Here is a 23,932-nt window from a genome sequence, read left to right on the forward strand (position 1 = left end):
TTTATAGCTCCGCCGCAACCTGCCGGATCACTTCACTCTGATGCTCTTCCAGCCCCAGCCATAACGGCAATCTCACCAGGCGGTCGCTCAGCTGTTGGGTCTGCGTTAATACACCTGACTTGCGACCCCACTTTTCCCCCATGGGAGAGCTGTCAAGAGGAACGTAGTGGAAGACCGCTCCTATCTTTTTTTGCCTGAGTGCCTCGATAAAAGCAGTACGTTTATCCAGGTCCGGCAACAGGAGATAGTACATATGCGCGTTGTGAACACAATCGGAAGGAATAATCGGGCGCCGGATCTTGCCCTGTTTTTCCAAAACCTCGAAATTATCGTGGTAAACATCCCAGATGTCGAGGCGGCGTTGGGTGATTGCGTCCGCCTCTTCTATTTGGGCCCAGAGAAAGGCAGCAATGAGTTCACTGGGAAGATAGGATGAGCCAAAATCCACCCAGGTATACTTATCCACTTGGCCGCGAAAAAACTGACTGCGATTAGTGCCTTTTTCCCTGATTATTTCCGCTTGCTCTGCAAAACGGGAGTCATTCACCAGCAAAGCCCCCCCTTCCCCGGAAATAATGTTCTTGGTCTCGTGGAAACTCAACGCCGCCAGATGCCCGATACTGCCCAGGGGCCGCCCCTTGTAGGTTGACATAATGCCTTGCGCGGCATCCTCGATCACCAGCAGACCGTGTCGTTCGGCGATTGACATGATGACATCCATCTCGCATGCCACTCCTGCGTAGTGGACAGCAACGATCGCTTTGGTTTTCGGGGTGATGGCAGCCTCGATCAAGGCCTCGTCGATATTGAACGTATCAGGCCGGATGTCCACGAATACAGGCACACCTCCTCTCAATGCAAATGCGTTGGCGGTCGAGACGAAAGTATAGGACGGCATAATGACTTCATCACCGGCTCCGATCTGCGCAAGAATGGCTGCCATCTCCAGCGCGGCCGTACAGGAATGCGTCAGCAATGCTTTTTGACACCCGATGCGGCGTTCCAGCCATGCGTTGCACTTTTTCGTAAAAACTCCATCGCCGGCAAGATGTCCGTTGGCATGAGCCTGGCTGACATACCATAGCTCCTTGCCAGTCATATAGGGCTTATTAAAGGGAATCATGGATGAAAGGCGTGTCTGGGTAAGGTCCGCTCTTAGGCGCGCGCTATGACAATCAACCCGCTGACAACCATAACCGTGCCCAGGACACTTCGGAGAGTGAGCGATTCATTGAGGAAAAGCACAGAGAAGAGCATGACGATGACAAACGCTAGGCTCATGAAAGGATAAGCGTAGTTGAGCTCGAAACGTGTCATGGCTGCCATCCAGGCAAGCGAGGCAAGAAAAGCCGCAAACAAACCCGAGATGATCCATGGGTTGAGAAACTGCTGGAGCAGAAAAAGAACCTTATCGACTCCTCCTTCCGGCATGCTGCCGCTCCGCCCCATCTGCCATTTGAGCACCAGTTGACCATACACGGTAAACAGCAGGGTTAACAGGATATAAATATGTCCTGCCATATCGAATCGTTCCTTCATCTTTACCTCAGGCGCAGCAGCTTATGGAAAGTGGATCATCGGATGGAACAGAACCAGAGATCACGTTGACGCAACTTTTAATCGTATCACTTATCCTGGGTCAATTACGGCCGCTCTTTATATTTGCTTACGCCATTCCCAGATATAACGAGGCGAATCGGACCCCACGTTCAGAATCAGATCTAGGATAGTAACAAACGGTGCAAATGGCGAAAAACATTGCAGATAAGTGGGGTAAGCAGGATATTCCTTATAGTCCAGCTTGATACCAGCCTCATCAAACAGAGATTCATCGATATAATCCCGTGCCGAAGGACCGCTAATGTATGTCGTTGCCCCGACTTTCTCGAGAATGCCTATTAACCGCTCAGTTTTCCTGCCATTGATTCCAAGGAGCCTGCTATCAGTAAATTGGGTTTGAATACCAAGGATATCGGACAGATGCCTGATTACGCGTTGGTTATAGTCGGAAAGATTTGTTATCGAATTTTCATACAGAAAATCCAGCAGCGATCGTGATTCCTTGATGAAAGGAGCACTTCGGTAGTTCTGTTCGATTATGCTTCTGTGCTGCTGTTTCCAGCGCTGATCCGGAATTTCCACTTCGCAGATCAGACTCTTCAGATTGTGGCCAGCAGGTATCGACAGCCATCGCGGTCCATTCTCGGTCAGCAATTTGTTGCGGTTGCGCCAGTCGGAATGCGTATATTGGACGTCGTCATAAAAGATAAAAAGGTCGACGTCGTGGATGAGATCGAAATAGCCTCTCCAGGGTATATAGTTGGATTGTAGGATGGCGACTCGGCGTTCTGCTTTTGCGACGCTCCCTTTTATCCGGTTTTCATTTAATGTTTCATTCATCGTGCTTCAACGGCTTATGGACAGGGAAACTCAAAACTCCTCGACGATGCATGATCAAGCATTTAACGATTTATCTAATGCGAAATTGAGCCAGCCTGATCTGGCTCCATCGCGTCTCGAGCTTCGTTTAGCTGCTCCGCTAAATATTCCTGTTCCAGGTCCAGAAGATTACGATGGCGATTTTTAATCTTTTTTGCAGGAACCCCAAAATATACAGCCCACGGCTCAGTCGACTTTGTGATCATGCTGCATGAACCAACCGATGACCCCTCTCCCAATATCACACCCGGAAAAATGATACTGCCTGCGCCCACAATTGCATGCCGCCCGATTTCAACGCGTGCCCTCATAATCTTGCGGAACTTCATCGGTACTGTGGGGTTTGTCAGTGCGTCGCCGCTATAATCATCCGATTGGGCAAATATCGTTACCCCGAATGCCAGACCTGAGAAATCATCCATTCTTATTCCTTCGCGGCCTCCGATCACCCTACACCCGTGCGCGAGGTGAACATTTCTGCCCAACTCGACATTGCCTGATACGATACAGAAATCGTCCACAATGGAATAATCGTCGATAGATATATATTCCGGAATATATAGCCGGGAAGTCCGGCTTATCAGTACATCGCGCCCCAGCTTCCTGAACCCCATTCCCTCAAGTTCTTCTCTTGCATAGTAACGGTCGTCTTGTTGTTGACTCATAACCATCCGTGGATGTGAAGGAAGCGGATAAATAAGATAGTGGAGCTTTTGAAGTCAATAAATTTGCGATGTTAGCGGTAAATATCCTTGACGATGTACGTTGGCCGGTTCTGCACCTGGTTGAATACCTTTCCCAGATAAATACCTACAACCCCGATGGCTGTGGTCATAATGCCGAGGCTGAGCATCATCATAGTCATTACTGAAGTAAAACCCATGAGGGTGTCGTCAAAAACCAGCTTTCGTAATACAAGATAGAATGCAAATGAGAAACTCAACAGGGTAATAGCTATGCCTATATTGAATAGCCAGATCAGCGGTTGAGCGGAGAACGAACTCACTGCATTGATCATCAGTCCGATACGTCGCATGAGAGTATATGTGCTTTGGCCTTTGCGCTGTTTCTTGACGACAGGCAGGCCAATTTGCTGAAAACCCGCCCAACTCATCATTCCACCGAGAAAAAGATTCCGGTCGCCCATCTGCAGTAGCGCTTCCACATAACGGCGCGTCATGATCCGTTCCGTAAGAATATTTTCGGGGATCTTTACATCGCTGAGCAGGTTGAACCCCTTCCAGAATAGTCCTCCGCTCATCTGTTCAAACCGTCCCCCTTTGCGCATTTCCTGATAGCCAAAAACGACGTCGGATTTTGTCTCGCATAGTTTGGCGTAAAACTCTACCAGCACCAGGGGCGACACTTCCAGGTCGCAGTCGATGAGGAAAACGAGATTTCCCCGCGCATGCCATAATCCAGCTTGTATAGCGTGGTGATGCCCAAAGTTCCGCGAAAGATCGATCACCACCAATTGCGGAATGTTTGCCCGGCGCTCGACCGCGTAAGCCAGGGAGTCATCCGGTGAACCGTCATTGACGAGCAATATCTCAAAATGATCACATCTTATGTCTGACAGGGCTTGCAGGCACTCGGCAAGAAACCGGTCAAGAAACGGTCGTGACCGGTACATGGTGGAGACAATGCTGATTTCCGGTAGCATATGGTCAGATCCGGATTCCTTGTTCATCTTTCTGCGTCTTGATATCAAATACTACTTAATTACGGCTTCAAATGGATACGATTTACTTTTCTGAACAAAGAGACGCGCTGCATGGGGCGATCTGGAAAAGATCGGATTATGGCGCCCTCTTTACCGGGTGAACTGCATTCGATTCGTCAAGCGGATGCCTGCTCGTCTCAAAGGGGTTGCAGGCCCTAGAAATCTGATGTTCAGGATACGTAGACGTCATATCGTTCCCGAGGCTGACCTATCGTAATTGTAATGGTTGCCCAGGCTGCATACATGATGATCCATGGCATGGCCGGAAAATGAAATCTGGGCTGCCCGGAAAAGACTATCGATATCAGGGTCAGGTAAATCATCAGGCAATATCCGATAAGCACCCAAGGCCAGACGACTTTATCGCGATGCTTTATCAACAGGAAAGCTGCTGCGAACGAGCCCACAAGCAGCAGAGCATAAAAGATCTGGTTTACCCATCTCACAGTACGGAACGCATCCCTATATTGCTCATAGTACCGGTAGCCCGTCTGATAGGCCCACTCAGCTTCGCCATTTCTGGACCACAGGTGCCATATCTTCAAAGGGACAAGTTCTACAAACCGCATGGGGTTTTCTCTTATCCAATCGATTGCCAGCTTCCTCGCGCGGCGGTCCGATTCCACCTGATCCTGAACCGAGAAATCGCGCTGGGCTACCAACGGATCATTTTCCTCGTAGCCTCCGCTCGCTGTGGGATTGTTACCAGTCAGGAGCGTTGCGCCACTGTTAGTGGAGATCAGGACGAGCTCCCCGAAAATCTGAGTGTTCCGTATTGCCCATGGAATCAGCACCATGGCCATTGTAAGATAGATTGCAAATCCCTTGATGAGGTGATGTCGTAGCTTATCCTTTCTCTCCCTGCTGAATACATGAAAAAGTACCAGCAGGCCAGGCAAGAACACCACTTGCGGTTTAGTCAGCGCTGCCAGCCCGAAGACAATGCCGCAAATCCATATCCAGAACCAGTGACTCCTTGTGATGTAGAGGTATACGCCCAGAAGCAGTAAAAAGGTAAAGTAAATTTCAGTTAATATGAAAGATGTATAAGCTGCATGATTCGGGTATAGGGTAAGCAGGAGGACGCCCAGGCGCGCTGCGGCTTCACTCCGGAAAATTCGTCTTGTCAGTTCCAATTGCAAAAAAAAACTGATCGCCGCCATGACTAAATTAGCTATCTGTCCGACCAGTTGATTCTGGCCGAAAAGATAGAAAAGGATACCAAGAAAACCAGGATAGCCAACCGGCCAATATGCTGTTGGATATCCAGCTTCCGAATAGCCCTCGCCACTCGCTATGCTAACCGCCCGGCTGAAGTACCAGCTTGCATCGGAAGTCATCTCAATGGGCACAAAGAAAATCAGAGCTACGCGCAATGCCACGAAAAGTATGAAGCACACCGGTAGGAAAACGGGCGAATCGAGGAGGCGAAACAAGGGAGCAGCAACTGCGTGCTGACGTTGAAAACGATTGGCGCCCTCGATGTTACTGTTACTATGTGGATTTGGAAGTATGTTCAAAGCTGTGGGCACTCATGAAACGAGCGAATACCTATTAACAAAGTGACGGAGATATAAAGCAGCGTTATTCCTCATTGCAACGGCCCATTTCTCTCCACTTACTACTATGTTGTTGCATGCACCATTAGCATTTACTGCGTCCCTCAACAGACAAGCTTTTGGGATTGTAGACCCATGCCAGTGCAAACAAAATCACTGCCCACACGGCTATGAAGTATCGAAAATACAAAATCTCCACGACAGGCGCCCCGAACTCGCGCAATGGGCTTAATATCGAATATGCAGGAACTAGTAGAAGAAGCCAGGCAACTGCTGCTACGGCTCGTATTGCCATCTGTTCGCAATAAACGATACAGTAGGCGACCAGAGGCATGGAAAACAAGTACGAATGCCCCCAACCCAATGGTGCTATCAATGGAATGAAAGCGAGCGATAAAAGGGTTACTAGAAGAGGATCAGGAAACTTAGAAATCCGAGTGAAGCTAAACATTGCCATTACCCCAATGAGGATGGACCCGTTTAACCCCCTGACCCAACTAGGAACATCAACGTTTATCCACTCACTCCACTGATCGACAGGTACCGAAAAGCGGATAATGGTCGCAGTAATGGACTGATTGGAAAGGTTACTAGTGACCTTTCCTGCCATAACAGGGAGCAGTTGTAAGAAATATTGATCGTAGAGCACGAGGGGAATCAACGGGATCATCGCTATAGGTAAGAGTACACAGGCCATAACGGAGACGAATGCCGTAAGACGCAAGGACTTGATGCTCAGCATTGCTACAACGAGCAGCACGGGATATATCTTGATCCAGCATGCGAATGCCAACACCATCCCCCCGACTGCCGGTTTCCGCAGCATTCCCATCAAGACTCCGCCAAGGCATAGGACGAGTACAATAGAGTTGACTTGACCACTGACAGAGGTAGTAAATGCGGGACCGCTTGCCAGTATCAGCAAGGCGAAAAATGTAGACCGCGAGTAATCGATGGGGAGTTGGGGAAAAATACGGTTTCGCACATCCAGGGCGCACCAGATAGCTCCCATTAACGCCATCACACTGACGAATTGGAACAGGATATAGGCAGTGTGATAGTCAAAGAGAGTAAAAGGAGCGAAGAGCAGAACACCGAGAGGAGGGTAAGTATAACCGGCAAGATTAAGAGTTGCTCCGAATTCATATAGGCTTGCTGAATCGTTGAGAACCCTCTGGGCTGCGTAATAATACACAGAGAAGTCAGAGCTCGGTCCATTCGGCAATAAGTGCGTCGAATGAAACTTTACCAAGTCCTGAAACTCCCAGATTAATAGCAGGCCAAGACCGAGGATAGCAATATTGTAAAGCCTGGCGCTCATGGATGAGGTAAAGATCGAGCTCATATGGTACTTTTCAGGTAAGAAACCATTAATCAGTTTGCAAGTTGGCAGTCAGAATGCGTCTGGTTGGATCGTAGCACACGACGTGCGTAGCTCTGTAGTAATACGCCTTACCCTTGCCTGGTCGAGTGCAAATTGATCATTCTCCCAGCGATCAGGCCGTAGAATTTTATCTGACAGAACCCCGATCTGATGGGGCCGAAGGACTGCGAGAGAAGCCCACTTTGACCCAGCGTATTGACAAGGAGATCTGACTTGCTTAATAGGGTTTTATTGAATAAAGAACCGAAAGCAATTGGAAACGTTTGCGAAAATCCACTCTTTCCAGTTAGCTCAATTCCTGGAAGCGGGAGCATTCTTGAATGTCCAATAAGAATTCAGGAAGTAATTTATGAGCATGGCGGGGGCGATACCGACAAGCTGGTGAAGCTCCGGGGAAGTCCCAGGGAACAGAACCGATAGGACCACAAAAGTGGAATAACTTACCCCCAGAGATACGAGAGACACCATGTTGAACTTCAGGCCCTTGACGCGAATGTGATCTTGAGACTTGCGCCAGCGAAAAGTCCAGTAATTGTTCAATAGAAAGTTCGTGATAATCGATATTTCGATTGAGATAGGGGAAGCGATATATTTATTTACATTTGCCTGGAGGAGCAGTGTAAACACGCCAAGATTCACAACAACGCCGGACAATCCTACTATGGCGAACTTGATAAAGGTCTTTGAGCTGTGGAGACGTATCCACCAGGCGTTCAGGATAAACTCGATGATGTCCGAGATTCCGAGCTTCGATTCACCCTTGGTACGATCTACGAAGTCCACGGGAACTTCTTTTATGATTGCACCGAGAGATACGGCCTTGTGCAGCAGGGCAACCTGGAAGGCGTATCCCTGAACTCGAAGATCGTCAAAGGTGACTTTTCTGAGGAGAGAGGTTTTGATCGCCCTGAAGCCTGCTGTGCAGTCTCGAATTTTGTATATCCCGGCAACGTAGCGTGCAACGATATTACCGCCTAGGGAATTCATGCGGCGTAAAAAACCCCATTCCTTCGGAATGGAACCACCCTTCACATAACGGCTGCCGATTACAAAATCTGCTCCCCCATCTAGCGCAGCCATAAGCCGAGGTACATCCTCGGGTTTATGCGAGAAATCAGCATCCATCTCGAACACGACATCGGCATGAAGCCCATCCATCGCATGTATCATCCCGCGAATGTAAGCAGCTCCAAGCCCCGCCTTCTTTCCCATCAGCAAATGCACATTCGGATGTGTAGCCTGCTTCGCCCGAACCACCTCTGCCGTGCCGTCAGGTGAATCGTCATCCACCACAAGAATGTGCATATCATGAGGAAACTCCCGAGCCTGAACCTGTAGCGCATCAATCATTCTGCCAATGTTATCCCGCTCGTTGTAGGTCGGCAAAATCACTACAACTTTTAAAGCTGCCATAGAGTATCCACGGAAAGAGGCAATTCCTTAACTTGTGTGACCAGTTTTAGTAAAAAGCTGGATTGTTACTGGGACTTCAATAGACTGAAGCACTCAGGGGCGGAATTTTCTGCATCGTCCACAGCGCCTTGTCAAAGCCACCTTCGCAATCATCTGAAGCCATGCAGTACAAATAGGATCAACTGACTGAGTGCGGTTGCTTGCGCATGGTAATGATGAACGTATTCGCCCGGTCCGAGGAATAACGTCCTAAACACGCGTAAGTTTATTAGTAGGAAATAATACCATGTTCGGTCTTACCTCGCCGGGGACGGATGAGCCGGCGGAACCTTCGCATAAGCTCGAGAAACCCTGATACCTCGGCTTCGAACTCCACCTGTGAGATATTCTCACCGTCAAGAAAACGCCGTAACTCAAGCGGTTCGGTATTCGCATAGTTGAATCCGGAAAGACAGGTGGTAGCGCTTTCAATCCCCAACTCTCTCAGTAATGGAAACCGCGAGGGATGAAATTCTCCGCTAGGGTAGCAAAAGTGCCGGAGTGGGTTATTGGCAATTTGCTGGAGCACCGCGCGGTTATCGCTGATCTCCATTTCGATGCGTTCGGGATCGTCAACCGGGAAACGATGGCGATGTGTATGCAGTTCCAGATCCATACCTTGGGCGGGAAGTCCTGCGAGTTGCTCCATGGTCATCAGCCGAAAAAGAGAACAGGTTCCACTTTGGTTCCAGTCCACACGCAACGCCTCTGCGAGTTTCGCAAGCAAAACTTTCCTATCGCTGCCATCTTCCATGACTGCCTGGCTGAGGCGCCATGCTGCATGTTCCCTTTCTTCAGGTGAGTTCAAAGCGATGGCCCCGGGCCCCAGACCGAGTAAACCCAGATCCAAAGCTTTTCCTCGCCCTTTCCAGATCAGATAACGTAGCGCAACATCGAAGACAGGGGTCTCGTCCACAACATCCCGAGTGGTCACATATAGAGTCGAAGGGAATCCATACTTCCGCAATACAGGCACTGCCTTCAGGCCGATCCCAAGCCACCCATCGTCAAACGTTATGACCAATGTCCGGGGCGGAAGAGCTTTTTGATACATTAGCGCCAAGGCTTCGTTAAGCGGAAGTACCAAGTAGCGCTGCCGCTTGAGATACGCGATCCGTTTACGAAATGTATCTTCGCGAACGAATAATTTAGGCTGGAAACAATGCTCGTCATGAACTGATATGCCGTGATAACAAAGTATACGTAGTCCTCTAGCAGTCATTCTCCTTGCTAAGGCGAAGCCACCAAGCAATTTGACTAAGGTCAGTACGGAATGGCGCAGCGACATGGATGTCTATGCTCGAAGGCCTTCCGCACGTGAGCGTTTTGCCCAACGAAGCAAATCATCACGGCCCCAAACCATCAGATAGTTCGTCGGTACGTATTCTCCGGTTGCATACTTTTCCCTGCGGAGACGTGAAAAACTGGTGGCGTTTATCACCGCAGCTTGATCACTTCCCATCCGGAAAATAGAGGCCCCGTTTTCCAGAGGCCGGCGGCGCAGATACCCAATGCGAGGAGTAATCCTCTCTATCTCAGGGTCGTACCACCAGCTACTGCCAAAAACACCCTTGATCTCCACGTGTATCTCAAGCAGATCTGCGATTCTTAAAAAGCAGCGGTCCCAACCTTCGGCTGTGAACTCTCTACGGGCCCTAGGATCCATATGCAGTTCGTAGAATGGACGAAAACCTCCACTTCGCCCAGTGAAAAACCAGAGGGCAGAAATGAACTGCTTCGGCCCGGCGCGAACTGTAATTCTTCTAGGCACACCCGAAAATTCGTCCACAAGCTCCGCTCCGCATGGGATTAACTTGCCCCGGCAAATCGCCAAGTCCTTCATGAACAAATCGTTCTCGCGAGTATAAAATCCGCTCGGGTTTGTGTCGAACTGGGCAAGGATACGTCTAAACTCGACGTCATACTGCGACGCAACCGAGGCTGGAATGAGTTTCCACCTAGGCTGTTCATAGAAATGGACAATCAATATTGCAACCACCAGCTTGTGATAGAGCTCGACCGCAGTCGAGCCTACCTCCAGCTCAATTGCGGCGCTGGCGGCATGGAATGCTGAAGGGATATTGTGATATCCCCCATAAGTTCGACCCGCAGTGAGTTCGTCAAGATAACTCTCAGGAGCGAAATCTAACGCCGTAGGATAGATCTGTAGAAGTTTGGCGGTAACACTACGGACAAGGAATTCGGCGTGAGAACCAGGAGACTCGACCATTTGCTGATACTAACACTCCGGGAGAGAACCCATCATTCAACAAATACGATATTTCGTGCTGCTATGGAAGGGGTCAAATTTAGTCCCTACCCGGATAAGCTGGAAGTAAGGACTTAGTAAGCACTCGCGCTTGATCACTCTCGACATGTTGAGAGTTTCGATGTCTCAAAATCGATTATAAATACCGCCCAGTAATTACCCGTATTTCTTTACTGTCAAGGTATCACAATTGAGCACCACGTCTGTAAGCAGCCCACCCGATAAGACCGAGCCCGGCGAGTAAAAGGCTGTAAGTCTCCGGTTCTGGAATAACTGCTGCGGCCGGTTTGTATAACCATACGGCAGCATCCTGCGCCCCTCCCTTCTCGCTGACAACCTCATCGAGCGCTATGAATGCCCCCAGCACGGGATCATATTTCCATTTACCAAGAACCCCAACCTGGAAATTGCCATGAGGATGATCTACTGTGGCACTCTCCATTTCGTGAATAATCCAGGTAGTGTTGGACCCGATGTTGCCATTTGTATCGGTGAGAACATCAGCGGACCAAACCGTTCCACCGCCACTGGAACTGTCCCACAGCACGATTGTGTTATGGGCTGAATCATAGGCAATACCGAAATGCGATGTCATTACGAAGTCACTCCCATCGGCCTTTACCAGATTTATGCCGATATCGGCATTCGCGTTGGGATTGGCAGCATTGGAGTTGTCCAAATCCCATACTGCCAAGTCTGATGTATAGTTGGGCCTGGGATTAGCTGTTCTAATGTAAAGGCTGTGTGTTGGATCAATTGTTGCAGCACCTTGGTATCCGGCGGTGTTCCATGTAGTGCCCACTCTTTCCCATGTATCATGGCCGCCGTTCCTCACGTCTCCCAACGTGTAGCGGTAAAGTGAGGGAAATCCGGATGCAGACGCATCTGCTGTAAGATAGACCGTATCCTTACCGTTTTCAGTGCGGTAGGCAGTCGTTCCGTTAATGTATCCCGGTGCCTCAGTTCCCGTCCACCTCCCTTGGCGATCAATCCACATATTGCCGCCTTCCGCGATATTGACAGTGTTCCAACCCGAACCGGTTGTACCACCGACCTTGTTCGGATCCGCTTTGGTCGGATCCCACAGATAAGGCCCGGCACGGCTTACCGTCGTCCCTTCCTTTTTCTGGAAAGTTCCTCCCCCCGGTGCTGCGGCTCCCCCGAAAGTAAGAAACATGTCATTGACGGGAAGGTAGAGATTATTATCGTAAGTATGTGCGGATTGCGGCGCTGCGTTGTCGACAACAAAACCATTTGCGTCCAGTCTGCTTGCTAGAGAGCCACGCCCCCATTTCCCTGTGGCGCCATCCCACACATACATCTCGTTACCAGCATAATTCGCGTGGCCGCCGCCCCATAGCAGCAGGTCCCCACGAGTGGAATCCCAGGCGAATGAACTCCAGGCGCGAACGACGGGAACAGGCCAACTATTCGGTACCGCATCGAGACCAGTTGCCCAGGCATCAGAATAAAAATTGGTGTTTGCCTTGACCCACCCACCTGGAGGCGTTGCCGCCAGCAACGCCGACAAACGCTCGAAGGAGGTTTCGGCACTTGCCTGCCCCATAAACAGCGGGAAAGAAGCGCTCAGGAGTAAAACAGGAAGCGCTAGATTAGCCGAACGAACATTGTTCCGACCTGCTGAGTCCTCTCCCAGCTTTTTCTTTTTGAATACCGCCAGTTTTTTCATGCTATTGTTTCCTCCCCAAAGATGAGTTGGAGGGTACAAGAAAATCTGTTGAAAAGTAAAGCGGTTTTTACCTTCAAGAAGTAACGCTGCGTGACTTATAGTACTATTAACGGATTTTTATCAAGAGCAGCAAAATTGCCAGCATCAAGAAGAAAGCATGGAGAAATCCTATAGTGGGAACTGCATTTTTTTCTGACAAGGGAGTATCGATCGCCGATTAGCCGGGGCCAGAAATGGAGTTACCGAACTTGCCGAGAATAATAAAAACATGCATGAAATACCCCTTGATTTGGTATTCCACGTACCAGAAGTTCACGAAGAATACGAGTAGCGTCTACCGTAAGCATGCAAGATGCGAAATCCTAATAAAGTTTGGCAGTTTCGGTATTTGGAATTCTTGAGTTAAGTTTTTGATATGTGCAATGACATCAATAGCAGGACGAGATTGTGTGGGAATTTCCCAAGTCGGCCAACAAGATTGGGGCGAGATTCAGGCAAGGCGCAAAGTACCTTGTAGCCTTGAAGAAACAGCACTTTATTGGCTTCCTGTGGCTATTACATGATAGCTGCCACTACTTTCAGGAAGATGGGGTGGTGCCCGTTATAGTCCATTACCGGCAGAACAGACGGCTTGGGATTTCGATGTACGTAGCACCGGAGTTCCGGCTCGGGCTTGCCTTTCCGCGTCTATGGGAAGAGGCAAGCCGCATCCTGACTGAAAATGGTATTTTACGTCGTGTCGCATCTCAGCATTCAATTCGGGCTCGCTCCATGCCCATGCTCATGCCCATTTTGGAACTTTGCCTCTGGGTAGCAAATCTTTTTGCAGGCCAGTGGCAATTCACTTTCGCCTCTATATCACCCTATTTTCATTGTCTTCCCACCCCGACTCGTTTCCGGAGTTTCGCCTTGACACGCGAGGCCTCGGGACAACTATCTGAAACCTACGAAGATAAACCTACTATGGAGTAAGCATGCAGCACGTTGAAGAAGTGAAAAACATTCTATCGGATGTATTGAGTCTCGGTGAGCGGAAGAATTCCCTCAAAGAGGATTCACACTTGCTGGGGAGCATCCCCGAATTGGATTCGATGGCAGTTGTTAACGTAATCACTGCTCTCGAAGAGCACTTCGACATTACGGTGGATGACGATGAGATCAGCGCAAAAACTTTTGAAACTGTTGGCAGTCTAGCCCAGTTCGTCGAGCAGAAACTGGCTGAATGAAGGGAATTCCACAGGCCGCTCCTGCAGAGCCCTTTTTCCTCAAGGTAGACTCTGGGATGCGTTTCTGTCTTTACCACAATCCCCGTCCCTATAGGGAATGCCGGGGAGTATTTATCTACGTTCACCCCTTCGGTGAGGAAATGAACAAATCCCGCCGCATGGCTGCGATGCAGGCAAGAACGTTCGCGGCGATGGGGTTTGGCGTACTGCAGATGGACCTCTTCGGTTGTGGAGATAGCAGCGGCGAATTCCGGGATGCGCGTTGGAACATTTGGAAACAAGACTTGGCCATTGCGAAGAATTGGCTCGAAGAGAGGATTTCAGTTCCAGTCAGTCTTTGGGGTCTGCGGCTGGGCGCGTTACTTGCGCTGGACTTTGCCAGGAGTTTGGACAGCACAATCGATCGGATCATTCTGTGGCAACCGGTAATCAACGGAGAATCCTTCCTTAACCAATTCTTGCGGCTCCGGCTAGCAAATGAAATTCTTTCGGCCGATGCCGGTATAGAAAAAACGGCGGGAACGAATACTATGCGCATTTCCCTGAAAGCTGGAAATACGCTTGAAGTGGCTGGTTATGAGCTTGCCCCAGATCTGGCGGCAGCTATTGATAGCCTTAGAGCAGCTGAACTGATCGTAATGAAGCGACCGATTCATTGGTTCGAAATCGTGTCCGAACCCGGGCGACCCATGACACCTGCTGGAGCCAAAGTTGTAACGGCATGGAAGCAGAAAAAAGTTGATCTGCATTTGCACCTCGTGCCTTGTTTACCGTTTTGGGCCACCCAGGAGATTGCCGAATGTGCTGAGTTAGTTTCGGCAACAGCAAATATTATTGCTGAAGAGTCGCTATGATTTTCGAGGAACGCGCCCTTACTTTTCAATGTAATGATTCCTGGTTATACGGAATCCTGAGTTTACCTGAGCAAGTCTCGTGCCGCGGCGTGCTGGTGGTGGTAGGCGGCCCTCAATATCGAGCGGGAAGTCATCGCCAATTCACCCTGTTTGCCCGAGATCTTGCCGCTCATGGAGTTCCCGTCCTGCGCTTTGATTGTCGGGGTATGGGGGATAGCGAAGGAGACATGAGAACTTTTGAAGATTTCGAGGATGACCTGCGCTGCGCGGTTGATCAGTTTTTCAAGGAAGTTCCGGCGCTCAACGACCTGATAATCTGGGGACTATGCGATGCAGCGTCGGCAGCCCTTTTCTATGCTTACAAAGACCCGCGGATAACCGGGCTGGCTTTGCTAAATCCATGGGTAAGAACGAATCAAGGTGTCGCTAAAACCTATCTGAAACATTACTATCGGGCCCGCCTTTTTGAAGCAGAACTCTGGAGCAAGATATGGCGGGGAAATTTTCATTATTCCGCAGCAGTTCGGTCATTTTCAAGAATTATCGCGGAAGCCCTTGAGAGAAGAAAAAAAACTACCGCCGCTGTTCAGCAAACAGTTTATGATAAATCTTCCAGTCTTGCCCCACTGCCGGAACGGATGCTTCAGGGTCTTCGCCGTTTTGAAGGGAAAGTACTCGTGGTTATAAGTGGCAATGACCTCACAGCGCGTGAGTTTCTGGATCTGGTCAAGAGTTCGCACGAGTGGAAAAAACTCCTGGCGTCTCCACGCGTATCGAGTCTCGAATTACCGGAAGCGAACCACACTTTTTCCCGGCGAAAGTGGCGAGATGAGGTAGCAGTCCATACGCGCCACTGGATTCAGTCATGGTGATACATGTACTGATAATCGCGCTTATCTACCTTACCTCACCAGACCTTTCGAATAAACCACTTTTGCAAAGTTGGTCATCCCTACAGTTGCCACGGGGATTTCTAAGAGGACTGTATCAGAGATACCTGCTGAGAAGGGATTTCTTAAAATCATTTCCAGCAGATTCCAGCAAGTTCTCCTAATATTAGCATGTACTGAGTACCACCCGTAGCTTGACAAAGGGATGCTAAAGACGGAGGAATATTTGCTCCGGGAGGATGGCATTATAAAAATACTCTCACCCATTGCTTTCTCGCGCAAACAATAAAGACTGGCGCCGAAAGACTATAGAAAAGAACGTTGAGAAACTCGCTACCGGGGATGAGGATTTGCTATTACTTGATAAGCCAGAGGGATGCAGGGTTTATCTATCGCTTGCATAGCCCGATCCAGGTCAAAACAGGTTAATTGAAAGTTGAGAGGAGCAACTATGAAAGTTATATTGAGCATTGCAACACTGATAATTTTAACAGCCTCCACAACTCTTCAGGCTGCGACCCCTCCTTATTGTGGAGAAGTGATAGTCGGAGGAGCAGGAGGCGATTATACGGATCCAGAAATCAAAAAGAACCTGAAAACGGTTGAGGATTTTCATTTTACGCCCAACATAGAAAATTTGCGCTATGGAAATAGCGGAACGCTTGGGGGAGAATTGAGTTATACCCTTTTGATGTTCCCCAACCATCACCGCGCGCTCGCAGCATTCGGCAAGCTTTCTCTGAGAGAAAAAACCTTAAAACCCGTTGGGGCAAAATATTCTGTCGGATGCTTCTTTGATCGCGCCATCCGCTTCAGACCAAACGATGCCGTAGTAAGAATGGTATACGGCAATTATTTGCTGAAAGCTGGAAAAGCTGATGAAGCTACCGAACAGCTTCGGATAGCGATCGACCTCCAGCCCGAAAATGCCACTATCAACTACAATCTCGGCTTGCTCTATTTGAAACAGAAAGATTACGAGCAGGCGAAAACTTATGCAAAGAAAGCGTATGAACTGGAATTCCCGTTACCCGGCTTGAAGAACCAGTTGAAGCAAGCGGGAAAATGGGATGAATAGCTTGAAAAAATGTCGGCTTGACTGACGAAGACTCACGTGCAATCAATGCGAAGGCATGTCGACACGTCTGTTTTCTCTTTCTCAGGTGTAAGATGAGCGATATACCAGTCCATCGCTTGCTTGAGTCCCTCCTCAATGCGGTGGGACGGCTCAAAACCAAGTAATTTGGTGGCTTTCGTAATATCCGCCTGTGAATGCCGCACGTCGCCCTTGCGAAAGTCGACGTACGTCGGCTGATGATTCTCCAACTCCGGAAACTTCTCCAGTAACAGCTCGCGCATCATGCCATACAGTTGATTCAGGCTGGTGCGTTCATTCACTGCCACATTGTAAATCTGGTTCACCGCTCTCGTGTTGTCACTGAGAGCGGCGAGAAGATTGGCTTGCACTACATTGTCGATATAACAGAAATCCCGGCTGGTTTCGCCATCCCCATTGATGTACAGCGTCTGATTCCTGATCAGCGCCGAAACCCATTGGGGAATAACTGCGGCATAAGCGCCATTGGGGTCCTGTCTTGGACCGAACACGTTGAAATAGCGCAGCCCGATGGAGTCCAATCCATAGCAACGCGCGAACACGTCGGCGTAGAGCTCGTTCACATATTTGGTGACAGCATAGGGCGAAAGAGGACGTCCAATTACCGCTTCCACTTTTGGCAGACCGGGGTGGTCGCCGTAGGTGGAACTGGAGGCGGCGTAGATGAAGCGCCTCACTTGTGCATCCCTTGACGCGACCAGCATGTTGAGGAATCCGGAAATATTGGCTTCGTTGGTTCGAATGGGATCTTGAATGGAACGCGGCACGGAACCCAGCGCTGCCTGGTGCAAAACGAAATCCACCCCCCGGCATGCGTCCGCGCAAGTTTCCAGTTGACAGATATCACCCTCTATAAAGCTGAAATTATCCCAGACCTTTTCTCCGACCAGATCCCGTATCTGCTCGAGATTCCGCTGATAGCCGGTGGAAAAATTATCCAATCCGATTACTTTCTGGTTACGCTTGAGCAAGGCCTCCAGCAGATTGGATCCGATGAAGCCTGCAACGCCCGTGACCAGCCAGCAGTATTGGCGGTCCTCCAGATGCCGCAGCGATTTTGGGTAAGCAGTCATACTTGCCGGGCTATCCTTCACAGTCTCCACACGTTTAAGCCAGCCTCTCGCAGCGCGGCAGGATCGAACTGAGATTTCACATCTATGAAACACCCTTTGTCCGTGATTTTGGTCTGAAATTGGGTCAAGGGCATCTCAGTGAACTGGCGGTGGGCAACGGCAACAATCATTGCATCCGCACGCGGAAGGTTCTCCCATGATTCAAGTTCCACACCGTATTCGTGGCGGGCTTCTTCGGAACTGGCTACAGGATCATGGACGTGAATCTCTATTCCATAGCTTTCGAGTTCATTGATCAGATCGGCAACCTTGGAGTTCCTGAGATCAGGACAGTTTTCCTTGAAGGCCAAGCCCAGAACATTCACGCGGGCACCGCGAACGTTGATATCGGCCTTGATGATATGCTTGATCGTTTGTTCCGCCACGAATTTGGCCATACTGTCATTGATGCGCCGCCCCGCGAGGATGACCTGGGGGATATAACCGACCATTTCCGCCTTATGGGTAAGGTAGTAGGGATCGACCCCGATACAATGACCCCCGACCAGACCTGGGCGAAAAGGTAGAAAATTCCATTTCGTGCCCGCCGCCTGCAGCACTTCCAGTGTATCGATGTCCAGTTTGTCGAAAATAATCGCCAGTTCATTCATCAAAGCGATATTGAGGTCTCTTTGAGTATTTTCGATCACCTTGGCTGCTTCCGCCACCTTGATGCTGGAGGCGCGATGCACGCCAGCGGTAATTATGCTCTCGTAAAGCGCTGCAATTTTTTCCAGCGTATCCTCATCGTCTCCAGCGACGACCTTGAGAATTTTTGTGAGGGTATGCTGCTTGTCGCCTGGATTGATCCGCTCAGGCGAGAAGCCCACATGAAAATCGTTTTTCCATTTCATGCCGGAATGTTTCTCCAGGACGGGAATACAGACTTCCTCGGTTGCTCCCGGGTAAACGGTGGATTCGTAAATAACGATTGTTCCCCGCTTCATATGTTTCCCCACAGTTTCGCTCGCGCTCGCGAGGGGTCGAAAATCGGGCTGATGAGCTGCGTCTACGGGTGTTGGAACCGCCACGACAATATAATCCGCCTGCGCCAACTCAGCCGGGTCGGTAGTGACATGAAGCTGCTCTGCTGCTTTCAGGTCATCGGAGGAAACCTCACCGGTCGGATCGATAAATTGCTTGTAACTTTCTACCTTGCTGCTTGAAAGATCGTAGCCAATGGTCTTCCTTTTTTTTCCGAACTCCACCGCCAAAGGTAATCCCACATAGCCTAGCCCAACCACTGCCACCACACTCATCAGCTACCTCCCGCTTTATACTTATAGACGTTATAACGGCACAAAACCAGATCATCTCCATCCAGTATCATCAAGCCATATCACCTCGAATACCATTGTACTGAAGGTCAGTTCCCGGACTGTTCATGGCAGCATATCATAGCGAGAAATGACAAGGGAAAAAGGAAGAAGCTGGCTGTGAGAACAGCCGGCCTGCCTCAACTCAACCAGGGAACAAAGTTCATTGCACCTGATTGCTTTGGAACGAGTCTCCGCGCAAAGCCTGCGGCCGCGAGGTTCGCAGCCAGATAGTGCCTGATGAACCGGGACAAGCGGCGTTTGCGGCGGATGATATTTTTAAGCGTTTCTACGCCGTCCTACACTATCGTCCAGCTCAACCGGAGATACAGACGTCCCGCTCCGCCGCGTATTCGCGACGGCTTCCTCCCATATCCGCCGTAATGCATCCCACATGCCTGCCCGAACTGTGGTCAGATAAAGAGTATTATCGCTCAACCCGTTTACAAGACGCCGCTGAGCTTCAGCCAGATTATGGTAGGGCATGCTCATGAAAAGATGGTGTGTTGCGTGATAGCGCAAACCAACCGGAGCCCACAGGCCAGTAAGGAAGTTGCCCGGCACATTGATGGAATCGAGATATTGCTCGGCAAATTCCATCGGGCGGTCGTCGGGATTACGATACGCGTGCGCGCTCAATGTACGCAAGGAGTTTATAAAAAAGATGAACATCGCGATGACGTACCAGAAGAGCAGAAAGTAGGGGGTCAGAATGCCCAGTGCAATACAGGTAACCACCACAGTGATGAATACAAAAGCGCCAAACTCCTGGATTCTCCAATGCCTGTCGTTGCGGATTGCATTCGGCGCGCGCTTATAGTTCATATCTATGGTGAGTGAGGAGGCGCGCTCCCACAGAATCCGGCGCAGCGGCGGAATGAAATACGACAACGGTGTGAGAAGCAGGAAACGAACGATGAAGAAAAGCGGCAGGATGAAGGACAGCAGCACATACCCCACCATGATCATTGGTTTCAGGGTTGCAAAAGGGATATATTCGCCATCTCCGGCAGTGCCATACACGTCTCTCCTGTGGTGATCGTTGTGCACGCCATCATAGGTAAAGGAAGGAATCAGCAGAGGTATGCCACACGTCACATTCCAGATAAAGCGAAACAGCCTGAAAGTGCCTTTTTTGAGATGGGCCAGTTCATGTACAAAGATAGCGGCACGATAAAAAGCAAACGTGGCAACGAGCATGGCCAGCAACTGCCAGAATGAAAAGAGCGGCATGGACAGGATGACCAGGAAGGTTGTCCAGCCAAGCGAGATATGGAAGAGAAAATCCAACCAGTAGATCCAAGGGTTGGGTGTCATGAGATCGCGGACAAGGTTGTGTGCCTCCCGCAACGGAAATTCCTGTCCTGGCTGTATCTGCATCATCACCGGATACTCACTGTTCTTTGTCTGGTACCGACTCGGTCTGACGCGCTATCCACTCTCTTTCCCTTTTCCTTTCCACATTCCGCCATTATTTCACGAACTCGGAATACGACGCGACTTCATTCAAACACCTCGGCATGAACCAGTCTCGCCGCCTTTTCATCCTTGCTGGAAACGACAGGGCTTGCACCTGCCTCGACGGGCCATTCGATGGCAATTTCGGGGTCGTTCCACAGAATACTGCGATCAAAATCAGAAAAATAGTACTCGGTGGTTTTATATAAGAAATCTGCAATGTCACTGAGAACATAGAACCCATGCGCAAATCCGGGCGGCAACCACAACTGGCGGTAATTGTCTTCAGTCAATTCGACCCCGACCCAATGCCCAAAAGTGGAGGATGATCTGCGAATGTCTACCGCTACGTCGAATACTGCCCCACGCACGACACGTACCAGCTTTCCCTGCGGCTGATGGATCTGATAGTGCAGGCCACGCAGCACGCCCTTGACAGAGCGACTATGATTATCCTGTACAAACCGCACGTCAAGTCCGGTCGCCTGCCGGAAATTTTCCTGATTGAAGCTCTCGAAGAAAAATCCGCGACTATCTCCGAACACTTTGGGCTCGATTATCAGGACCTCCGGGATAGAGGTGGCGACAATCTTCATGTAACCACCCGTTCCTCTAGCAAGCGTTTCAAGTACTGGCCGTAGCCATTCTTGGCCAGAGGTTGCGCCAGCTTCTCAAGCTGCTCGCTATTTATGAAGCCCTGGCGAAAGGCGATCTCTTCCGGGCAGGCCACTTTGAGCCCCTGACGGTGTTCGATGGTTTCAATGAAGTTGCTCGCTTCTATCAGGCTTTCGTGCGTGCCGGTATCCAGCCAGGCGTAGCCACGCCCCATGATTTCCACATTGAGCTGATCATGCTTGAGATAAGTGCGATTGACATCGGTGATTTCCAGCTCGCCGCGCGCGGAAGGCTTGAGTCCACCGGCAATATCCACCACCTGATTATCGTAGAAGTACAGGCCGGTTACCGCGTAGTTGCTCTTGGGTTGAGCGGGTTTTTCTTCCAGCGAAGAAACACGATGATTCGCATCAAAGGCGACGACCCCGTAGCGCTGCGGATCCTGTACATGATAGGCAAAGACTGTCGCACCTTTCTGTCTTTCCATGGCATGCTGTAATTGCAGATGCAAATCGTGACCATAGAAAATGTTATCACCCAACACAAGCGCGCTCGAATCCCTTCCAATGAAATCCCTGCCAATGATAAAAGCATGAGCGAGCCCATCCGGGCTGTTTTGCACCGCATATTGCAGGTTCAAACCCCAATCGCCCCCGTCACCCAGAAGCTGCTCGAAACGTGGCGTATCCTGAGGAGTGGAAATAATGAGAATGTCGCGAATACCCGCGAGCATCAATGTACTGAGCGGATAGTAGATCATGGGCTTGTCGTAAATAGGCAGCAGTTGCTTGGAGACCGCTTTTGTCACCGGATAGAGCCGTGTGCCGGAGCCTCCGGCAAGAATGATGCCTTTACGCTGAATCATAGTGGTTTCTCGAGAATTTCGGTGAGCATGCGCGCAACTCCTGTCTCCCACGACGGCAAGCTTAAATCGAATATACTTTGCAGTTTTCCGGTATCGAGGCGCGAGTTTTTTGGCCGCCGGGCGGCGGATGGAAATTCACTGCTTGTTACCGGAAAAACATTTTCCGGCGCGACCGTGAGCTTGACTCCCTCCTGCCGGGCAAAGTTCAATACAAAATTCGCATAACCGTACCAGGATGTTTCACCCGCGGCAGCCAGATGATAAAGCCCCGAGATATTCTGCCGCTGCCTGCTTATCCGTATGGCGTGAGCAGTGATGTCAGCCAGAAGCTCCGCACCGGTAGGAGCACCAACCTGGTCATCGATAACATTGAGACTATCGCGCTGCTGAGCCAAGCGCAGCATGGTTTTTGCGAAATTACTGCCACGCGCTGCAAAAACCCAACTCGTGCGAAAAATGAAATGATTGCAACCCGAGGTCAAAATCGCTTGCTCGGCTTCGAGCTTGGTTACGCCGTACACATTTAAAGGGTTGGGGGGGTCGGTTTCCACCCGAGGCGCACTTCCGCTCCCGTCAAATACATAATCGGTAGAATAATGCACCAGCCAGGCGCCCAGCTTGCCGGCTTCGCGGGCAAGTACAGCGGGAGCGAGGGCGTTGACAATGCGGACAAGCTCCGGCTCGCTTTCAGCCTTGTCCACCGCTGTATAGGCGGCGGCATTCACGATCACATCCGGCGCAACTGCCCGAACGGTATCCGCAATTCCATCGAGACGTGTGAAATCACCGCAGAATTCCCGGCTGCCAAAATCCAGAGCCACTATCTCGCCCAGGGGGGCAAGACTACGCTGCAGCTCCCATCCAACCTGGCCGTCTTTTCCGAACAGCAGAATTTTCATCAAGCACGCTCTTTGTAGTTCTTCTCCACCCAGTGTCGGTAAGCACCGGATTGAACATGGGTAACCCAGGCCGTGTTGTCGAGATACCATTGCACGGTTTTGCTGATTCCTGTTTCAAAAGTTTCAGCAGGTCTCCAACCCAGTTCACGCTCGATTTTGCTCGCATCGATCGCATAGCGCCGGTCATGGCCTGGACGATCCGTCACATGTTTGATCAGATTGCGGTAGGACTGGCCCGCCCGGGGGCGAAACGTGTCCAACAGGCTACAGATTGTTTCCACAATTTCGATGTTGGGTTTTTCATTCCAGCCGCCGATATTATAAATCTGTCCCGGAATGCCGTCCTCCAGCACGCGGCGAATGGCGCTGCAATGGTCTTTTACGTAGAGCCAGTCGCGGATTTGCTGGCCATCGCCGTAGACCGGCAATGACTTTCCCGCCAGTGCGTTGACGATCATGAGCGGGATGAGCTTTTCGGGAAATTGATATGGACCGTAATTGTTGGAGCAGTTTGTGGTGAGAACAGGCAATCCGTAAGTGTGGTGATAGGCACGCACCAGGTGATCACTCGCTGCCTTGCTTGCTGAGTAAGGGCTGTTAGGTTCGTAACGATGCGTCTCGGTAAAAGGCATTTCGTCTTTTGCCAGCGAGCCATAAACCTCATCGGTTGAGACGTGGAGGAAACGAAACTGCTGCTTTTCATTTCCCTTCAATTCGCTCCAGTAACCGCGGGCCGCTTCCAGAAGGCGGAAGGTACCTACGATGTTGGTCTGTATGAAGTCTTCCGGGCCATGTATGGAACGATCGACATGGCTCTCCGCGGCAAAATTAAGGATAGCGCGCGGCCGATAATCCTTTAGCAGATGAACCAGGAGGTCAGAATCACCAATATCGCCTTGTACAAAAACATGCCGCTTGTCACCCTCCAACGTTTTCAGGTTCTCCAGGTTGCCGGCATAAGTGAGCACGTCGAGATTGATGAGCGCCTCGTCAGATTGCTCCAACCAATCCAATACGAAATTCGCCCCGATAAATCCAGCGCCTCCTGTTACCAGAATCATTTG

Annotated in this window: 23 protein-coding genes; 5 read left to right on the forward strand and 18 right to left on the reverse strand. The window is 50.2% G+C overall.

Features of this window, described 5'->3' with window-relative positions; all coding sequences use genetic code 11:
- Position 1 precedes the first annotated feature (1 nt).
- The 11 genes from rffA to ACZ5BW_RS13410 form a co-directional block, all read right to left on the reverse strand.
- Positions 2–1,099, reverse strand: coding sequence for a dTDP-4-amino-4,6-dideoxygalactose transaminase (gene rffA / locus ACZ5BW_RS13360; protein ID WP_464574169.1), 1,098 nt, complete (start codon positions 1,097–1,099; stop codon positions 2–4).
- A gap of 56 nt (positions 1,100–1,155) precedes the next feature.
- A complete protein-coding gene (locus ACZ5BW_RS13365) occupies positions 1,156–1,521 on the reverse strand; it encodes an EamA family transporter (protein WP_464540759.1) in 366 nt (121 codons plus the stop codon).
- A 135-nt stretch (positions 1,522–1,656) separates the two neighbouring features.
- Entirely contained in the window at positions 1,657–2,400 is a 744-nt protein-coding gene (locus ACZ5BW_RS13370; protein ID WP_464540761.1) for a WbqC family protein, read from the reverse strand.
- 74 nt (positions 2,401–2,474) lie between these two features.
- Positions 2,475–3,104, reverse strand: a complete 630-nt coding sequence (locus tag ACZ5BW_RS13375; RefSeq protein WP_464540764.1) for an acyltransferase — start codon at positions 3,102–3,104, stop codon at positions 2,475–2,477.
- A 71-nt stretch (positions 3,105–3,175) separates the two neighbouring features.
- Positions 3,176–4,102, reverse strand: coding sequence for a glycosyltransferase family 2 protein (locus ACZ5BW_RS13380; RefSeq protein ID WP_464540766.1), 927 nt, complete (start codon positions 4,100–4,102; stop codon positions 3,176–3,178).
- 230 nt (positions 4,103–4,332) lie between these two features.
- Positions 4,333–5,682 (reverse strand): ArnT family glycosyltransferase, encoded by a 1,350-nt coding sequence (locus ACZ5BW_RS13385; protein WP_464574170.1) that lies wholly within the window; start codon positions 5,680–5,682, stop codon positions 4,333–4,335.
- Positions 5,683–5,806: 124 nt separating this feature from the next.
- Positions 5,807–7,066 (reverse strand): glycosyltransferase family 87 protein, encoded by a 1,260-nt coding sequence (locus tag ACZ5BW_RS13390; protein WP_464540771.1) that lies wholly within the window; start codon positions 7,064–7,066, stop codon positions 5,807–5,809.
- A 330-nt stretch (positions 7,067–7,396) separates the two neighbouring features.
- Positions 7,397–8,518, reverse strand: coding sequence for a glycosyltransferase family 2 protein (locus ACZ5BW_RS13395; RefSeq protein WP_464540773.1), 1,122 nt, complete (start codon positions 8,516–8,518; stop codon positions 7,397–7,399).
- 268 nt (positions 8,519–8,786) lie between these two features.
- Positions 8,787–9,611 carry a polysaccharide deacetylase family protein gene (locus ACZ5BW_RS13400; protein WP_464540775.1) on the reverse strand — a complete coding sequence of 275 codons (825 nt, stop codon included), beginning with the start codon at positions 9,609–9,611 and terminating at the stop codon, positions 8,787–8,789.
- 240 nt (positions 9,612–9,851) lie between these two features.
- Entirely contained in the window at positions 9,852–10,787 is a 936-nt protein-coding gene (locus ACZ5BW_RS13405; protein ID WP_464574171.1) for a hypothetical protein, read from the reverse strand.
- 223 nt (positions 10,788–11,010) lie between these two features.
- Positions 11,011–12,516: a PEP-CTERM sorting domain-containing protein gene (locus ACZ5BW_RS13410; protein ID WP_464540782.1), complete on the reverse strand. Its 1,506-nt coding sequence runs from the start codon at positions 12,514–12,516 to the stop codon at positions 11,011–11,013.
- Between the two features lie 447 nt (positions 12,517–12,963).
- Between ACZ5BW_RS13410 and ACZ5BW_RS13415 the strand changes: the two genes are divergently transcribed.
- The 5 genes from ACZ5BW_RS13415 (at position 12,964) to ACZ5BW_RS13435 (ending at position 16,564) form a co-directional block, all read left to right on the forward strand.
- Positions 12,964–13,488: a hypothetical protein gene (locus tag ACZ5BW_RS13415; RefSeq protein WP_464540784.1), complete on the forward strand. Its 525-nt coding sequence runs from the start codon at positions 12,964–12,966 to the stop codon at positions 13,486–13,488.
- A gap of 2 nt (positions 13,489–13,490) precedes the next feature.
- On the forward strand, positions 13,491–13,742 hold the full coding sequence (locus ACZ5BW_RS13420) for an acyl carrier protein (protein ID WP_464540786.1): 252 nt from the start codon (positions 13,491–13,493) through the stop codon (positions 13,740–13,742).
- Complete coding sequence (locus tag ACZ5BW_RS13425; protein WP_464574172.1) at positions 13,739–14,596, forward strand: hydrolase 2, exosortase A system-associated; 858 nt, start codon at positions 13,739–13,741, stop codon at positions 14,594–14,596. The genes ACZ5BW_RS13420 and ACZ5BW_RS13425 overlap by 4 nt, the downstream gene beginning before the upstream one ends.
- The gene (locus ACZ5BW_RS13430) at positions 14,593–15,468 is read left to right on the forward strand and encodes a hydrolase 1, exosortase A system-associated (RefSeq protein WP_464540788.1); all 876 of its coding nucleotides are present in this window, start codon (positions 14,593–14,595) and stop codon (positions 15,466–15,468) included. The genes ACZ5BW_RS13425 and ACZ5BW_RS13430 overlap by 4 nt, the downstream gene beginning before the upstream one ends.
- Positions 15,469–15,937: 469 nt before the next feature.
- The gene (locus tag ACZ5BW_RS13435) at positions 15,938–16,564 is read left to right on the forward strand and encodes a tetratricopeptide repeat protein (protein WP_464540791.1); all 627 of its coding nucleotides are present in this window, start codon (positions 15,938–15,940) and stop codon (positions 16,562–16,564) included.
- Between the two features lie 32 nt (positions 16,565–16,596).
- Here ACZ5BW_RS13435 and ACZ5BW_RS13440 read toward each other — a convergent pair whose 3' ends face one another.
- The 7 genes from ACZ5BW_RS13440 to rfbB all read right to left on the reverse strand — a co-directional run bounded on the left by ACZ5BW_RS13440 (position 16,597) and on the right by rfbB (position 23,929).
- The gene (locus tag ACZ5BW_RS13440) at positions 16,597–17,676 is read right to left on the reverse strand and encodes an SDR family oxidoreductase (protein ID WP_464540793.1); all 1,080 of its coding nucleotides are present in this window, start codon (positions 17,674–17,676) and stop codon (positions 16,597–16,599) included.
- A gap of 17 nt (positions 17,677–17,693) precedes the next feature.
- Positions 17,694–18,974: a nucleotide sugar dehydrogenase gene (locus ACZ5BW_RS13445; RefSeq protein ID WP_464540795.1), complete on the reverse strand. Its 1,281-nt coding sequence runs from the start codon at positions 18,972–18,974 to the stop codon at positions 17,694–17,696.
- A gap of 336 nt (positions 18,975–19,310) precedes the next feature.
- Entirely contained in the window at positions 19,311–20,414 is a 1,104-nt protein-coding gene (locus ACZ5BW_RS13450; protein ID WP_464543715.1) for a fatty acid desaturase family protein, read from the reverse strand.
- A 119-nt stretch (positions 20,415–20,533) separates the two neighbouring features.
- Positions 20,534–21,085, reverse strand: coding sequence for a dTDP-4-dehydrorhamnose 3,5-epimerase (gene rfbC / locus ACZ5BW_RS13455; RefSeq protein WP_464540797.1), 552 nt, complete (start codon positions 21,083–21,085; stop codon positions 20,534–20,536).
- Positions 21,082–21,969 carry a glucose-1-phosphate thymidylyltransferase RfbA gene (gene rfbA, locus ACZ5BW_RS13460; RefSeq protein ID WP_464540799.1) on the reverse strand — a complete coding sequence of 296 codons (888 nt, stop codon included), beginning with the start codon at positions 21,967–21,969 and terminating at the stop codon, positions 21,082–21,084. The genes rfbC and rfbA overlap by 4 nt, the downstream gene beginning before the upstream one ends.
- Positions 21,966–22,868 carry a dTDP-4-dehydrorhamnose reductase gene (rfbD, locus tag ACZ5BW_RS13465; RefSeq protein WP_464540801.1) on the reverse strand — a complete coding sequence of 301 codons (903 nt, stop codon included), beginning with the start codon at positions 22,866–22,868 and terminating at the stop codon, positions 21,966–21,968. Before rfbD ends, rfbA begins: the two co-directional genes overlap by 4 nt.
- On the reverse strand, positions 22,868–23,929 hold the full coding sequence (gene rfbB / locus ACZ5BW_RS13470; RefSeq protein WP_464540804.1) for a dTDP-glucose 4,6-dehydratase: 1,062 nt from the start codon (positions 23,927–23,929) through the stop codon (positions 22,868–22,870). Before rfbB ends, rfbD begins: the two co-directional genes overlap by 1 nt.
- Between the last annotated feature and the right edge of the window lie 3 nt (positions 23,930–23,932).

It is taken from the genome of Nitrosospira sp. TNL300 (assembly GCF_055385915.1).

Bases quoted from the DNA above. Each gene is read 5' to 3' on its own strand.
- rffA (WP_464574169.1), bottom strand. From the start codon at position 1,099: ATGACTGGCAAGGAGCTATGGTATGTCAGCCAGGCTCATGCCAACGGA.
- ACZ5BW_RS13365 (WP_464540759.1), bottom strand. From the start codon at position 1,521: ATGGCAGGACATATTTATATCCTGTTAACCCTGCTGTTTACCGTGTAT.
- ACZ5BW_RS13370 (WP_464540761.1), bottom strand. From the start codon at position 2,400: ATGAATGAAACATTAAATGAAAACCGGATAAAAGGGAGCGTCGCAAAA.
- ACZ5BW_RS13375 (WP_464540764.1), bottom strand. From the start codon at position 3,104: ATGAGTCAACAACAAGACGACCGTTACTATGCAAGAGAAGAACTTGAG.
- ACZ5BW_RS13380 (WP_464540766.1), bottom strand. From the start codon at position 4,102: ATGCTACCGGAAATCAGCATTGTCTCCACCATGTACCGGTCACGACCG.
- ACZ5BW_RS13390 (WP_464540771.1), bottom strand. From the start codon at position 7,066: ATGAGCTCGATCTTTACCTCATCCATGAGCGCCAGGCTTTACAATATT.
- ACZ5BW_RS13395 (WP_464540773.1), bottom strand. From the start codon at position 8,518: ATGGCAGCTTTAAAAGTTGTAGTGATTTTGCCGACCTACAACGAGCGG.
- ACZ5BW_RS13400 (WP_464540775.1), bottom strand. From the start codon at position 9,611: ATGTATCAAAAAGCTCTTCCGCCCCGGACATTGGTCATAACGTTTGAC.
- ACZ5BW_RS13405 (WP_464574171.1), bottom strand. From the start codon at position 10,787: ATGGTCGAGTCTCCTGGTTCTCACGCCGAATTCCTTGTCCGTAGTGTT.
- ACZ5BW_RS13410 (WP_464540782.1), bottom strand. From the start codon at position 12,516: ATGAAAAAACTGGCGGTATTCAAAAAGAAAAAGCTGGGAGAGGACTCA.
- ACZ5BW_RS13420 (WP_464540786.1), top strand. From the start codon at position 13,491: ATGCAGCACGTTGAAGAAGTGAAAAACATTCTATCGGATGTATTGAGT.
- ACZ5BW_RS13425 (WP_464574172.1), top strand. From the start codon at position 13,739: ATGAAGGGAATTCCACAGGCCGCTCCTGCAGAGCCCTTTTTCCTCAAG.
- ACZ5BW_RS13430 (WP_464540788.1), top strand. From the start codon at position 14,593: ATGATTTTCGAGGAACGCGCCCTTACTTTTCAATGTAATGATTCCTGG.
- ACZ5BW_RS13435 (WP_464540791.1), top strand. From the start codon at position 15,938: ATGAAAGTTATATTGAGCATTGCAACACTGATAATTTTAACAGCCTCC.
- ACZ5BW_RS13440 (WP_464540793.1), bottom strand. From the start codon at position 17,676: ATGACTGCTTACCCAAAATCGCTGCGGCATCTGGAGGACCGCCAATAC.
- ACZ5BW_RS13445 (WP_464540795.1), bottom strand. From the start codon at position 18,974: ATGAGTGTGGTGGCAGTGGTTGGGCTAGGCTATGTGGGATTACCTTTG.
- ACZ5BW_RS13450 (WP_464543715.1), bottom strand. From the start codon at position 20,414: ATGATGCAGATACAGCCAGGACAGGAATTTCCGTTGCGGGAGGCACAC.
- rfbC (WP_464540797.1), bottom strand. From the start codon at position 21,085: ATGAAGATTGTCGCCACCTCTATCCCGGAGGTCCTGATAATCGAGCCC.
- rfbA (WP_464540799.1), bottom strand. From the start codon at position 21,969: ATGATTCAGCGTAAAGGCATCATTCTTGCCGGAGGCTCCGGCACACGG.
- rfbD (WP_464540801.1), bottom strand. From the start codon at position 22,868: ATGAAAATTCTGCTGTTCGGAAAAGACGGCCAGGTTGGATGGGAGCTG.
- rfbB (WP_464540804.1), bottom strand. From the start codon at position 23,929: ATGATTCTGGTAACAGGAGGCGCTGGATTTATCGGGGCGAATTTCGTA.